Annotated in this window: 3 protein-coding genes; 1 reads left to right on the plus strand and 2 read right to left on the minus strand. The window is 71.6% G+C overall.

Annotated elements, in window-relative coordinates:
- The coding region (locus tag ACLN58_RS20385) for a MerR family transcriptional regulator (RefSeq protein WP_415857057.1) at positions 1-700 on the minus strand (700 nt) is incomplete at its 3' end.
- 174 nt (positions 701-874) lie between these two features.
- Positions 875-1447, minus strand: a complete 573-nt coding sequence (locus ACLN58_RS20390) for a TetR/AcrR family transcriptional regulator (protein WP_415857058.1) — start codon at positions 1445-1447, stop codon at positions 875-877.
- A gap of 115 nt (positions 1448-1562) precedes the next feature.
- On the opposite strand from ACLN58_RS20390, the gene ACLN58_RS20395 reads away from it, so the two are divergent.
- Positions 1563-2852 (plus strand): MFS transporter (locus tag ACLN58_RS20395; RefSeq protein WP_415857059.1); only part of this gene is annotated, 1290 nt, incomplete at its 3' end.

The raw sequence follows: 2852 nt of genomic DNA on the forward strand, positions 1-2852 counted from the left end.
CGGCGCCGCCGTAGTTGGCCGCGAAGCGCTCGTCGGCCACGTACATGTCGGCGAGGCCGAGCACGTAGGCCTTGGCCGGGCCCTCGGGGTAGCCCGGCGTGCCGGGGATCGAGCCGAGCCACTCGACGTGGCGCGCGGCGAGGGTCTGGGCGGTGTCGCTCTCGGGCGAGGCTCCGCTCGCGGCGGCGGCTCGCCAGTCGTCGATGAGCCGCGCGATGCGGCCCTTCCACTCCTGCTGGCCCTCGGCGCCGAGACCGCGCCACCACTTGTCGCTGTCGGCGTACGCCTTCGCGCCCCAGCGGGACTCGACCTCTTCCTTGTATTGCGTGTGGTCGAACCCATCGAACATGTCCTGTGCCATGAGCTGGCCACCTCCTTCCAATTGTTCAATCGTCGACTCGACGGCCCGCGCCTGGCGCGCGAGCCGTTCCTGCTCTTGCCGCAGCCACGCGAGGTGCGTGCGCAGCGCGGCGGACTGGTCCGTCTGATTCTTGAGGACCTCCGCGACGGCCGGCAGGCCCAGCCCGAGTTCGCGGAGCAGGAGGATGCGCTGGAGCCGCACGAGCGACTCCTCGTCGTAGTAGCGGTAGCCGTTGTGCCCCACGCGGCTCGGCTCGAGCAGGCCGATCGTCCCGTAGTGGCGCAGCGTGCGGCTCGTGGTCCCCGCGAGCTTGGCGACCTCTTGGATGCTCCAGTCCATGCGTTTCCTCCTTGCCTCTTCGAGAGTAGAAGTTGACGCCGCGTCAAGGTCAAGGGGCGGCGCGAAAGCCCGCGGGGCGTGGTCGCGTCGGGACTGCGCCCGGATTCCGACCGTCTTTGCCGGCTAGGAGGCCGCGAAACCGGCGTGTCGCGACGACACGCCGCGAACCCCGGCTCAGTCCCGGTCGGAATCCGCAGGTCTTGCCGCCGCCCGGCCACTCAACCGGTCCACGACCGCGAGCAGCTCGCCGAGCGACGTCCCAAACGACTGCTCGGGCCACGCCCCAGCCAGCGACGAATAGTGGTAGAGCCCCTCGCCCATGAGCATGACGGCGGTCGCGACGGCCGGGTCGGCAATCTCGCGGCGGATGAGCTCAAGCCAGGCCGCGTCGAGCTCCTCGAGCACCGCGAGCGCCTCGGGATGCCCCGCCTGGGCCAGCCGGACCGTCGCGACGAAGAGCGCGTCCATATCCGTACCCGAGTTGACCGACGTGCGCACGAAATACCGCGCTGGCCCCTCGGGATCCGCCGCCATGCGCTCCCGATCGGACGCCGCCGCCTCGCGCAGCGCCCCGAGCAGGGCCTCGGCGAGGGCGTCCTTGCTCTTGAAGTGGTACAGCAGCCCGCCCTTCGAGACGCCCGCGCGCGCCGCGACCGCGTCCATCGTCGCCGCCCGCTCGCCCTCGGAGACGAGGAGGTCCCGGTACGCGGCAAGCAGGGCCTCGCGGGCCTTGGGCGGTCTGGGCATAAGGCCACTGTACGCGGCGTTGATACTAAACCGTCCAGACGGTACAGTTAAACGAAAGCCCACCCCGAGAGCAGGAATCGTGGTCCAGACCTCGCACCCCCTCGCCGCCCACCAGATGCAGCACGCGACGGCCGCCCGCCGCTGGCTCGCGCTCACCGCGCTCATGTTCCCCGTGCTGCTCATCGCCGTCGACAACACGGTGCTCGCGTTCGCCCTCCCCGCCATCTCCCTCGCGCTCCAGCCGGGCAGCACCGAGCTGCTGTGGATCGTCGACGTCTACGCGCTCGTCCTCGCGGGGCTCCTCGTTCCGATGGGCAGCATCGGGGACCGCTTCGGCCGCCGCCGCATGCTGCTCATCGGCGCCACGGGCTTCGCCGCCGTCTCCGCGGCAGCGGCCTTCGCCACGAGCGCCGGCCAGCTCATCGCGGCCCGCGCACTCATCGGCATCTTCGGCTCGATGATCATGCCCGCGACGCTCTCGCTCATCCGGAACATCTTCGCCGACGCCACCGAGCGCCGCCTCGCGATCGCGATCTGGGCGGCGGCGTACTCGGGCGGCGCGGCGCTCGGCCCGCTCGTGGGCGGCGCGCTCCTCGAGCATTTCGCGTGGGGCTCGGTCTTCCTGCTCGCCGTGCCGGCCCTCGTCCCCCTGCTCATCCTCGCCCCGATCCTCGTGCCCGAATCGCGCGACCCCGCGCCGTCGCCCGTCGATCCGCCGAGCATCCTCCTCGTCATCGCTGCAGCGACCGCGGTCGTGTACGGCATCAAGGAGCTTGCGCACGACGGCGGCGCCCCCGCCGCGCTCATCCTCGCCACGGGGCTTGTGGCCGGGTGGGCGTTCGTGCGGCGGCAGCTGCGGCGCAAGCGGCCCATGCTCGACGTGCGGCTCTTCCGGACGCCGGCGTTCAGCGCGAGCCTCGCCTCGAACCTGCTCAGCATCTTCTCCCTCGTGGGGTTCATGCTGTTCCTCTCGCAGCACCTCCAGCTCGTCGTCGGCGAATCGCCGCTGCGCTCGGGGCTGCTCATGCTCCCGGGCCTCGCGCTCACGATCCTGACCGGCCTCGCGGCCGTGCGGCTCGCCTCCCGGTTCTCGGCTCCGGCCGTCATGGTCGCGGGGCTTCTGCTCAACGCGCTGGGCTACGGGATCGTCCTGGTCTTCGGGCGGGACGGCTCGCTGCCGGCCCTGCTCACGGGGTTCGCCGTGGTCGGCGCGGGCGTGGGGCTTGCCGAGACGCTCTCGAACGATCTCATCATCGCGAGCGTCCCGCCGGCGAAGGCCGGGGCCGCCTCGGCCATCTCGGAGACCGCCTACGAGCTCGGCGCGGTCCTCGGCACGGCGATCCTCGGGAGCGTGCTCGCGGCGGCATACCACCTCAACGTCGTGGTCCCCGCGAGCCTTTCGGGC

It is taken from the genome of Sinomonas sp. G460-2, from assembly GCF_047759905.1.
Classification (GTDB): Bacteria; Actinomycetota; Actinomycetes; order Actinomycetales; family Micrococcaceae; genus Sinomonas.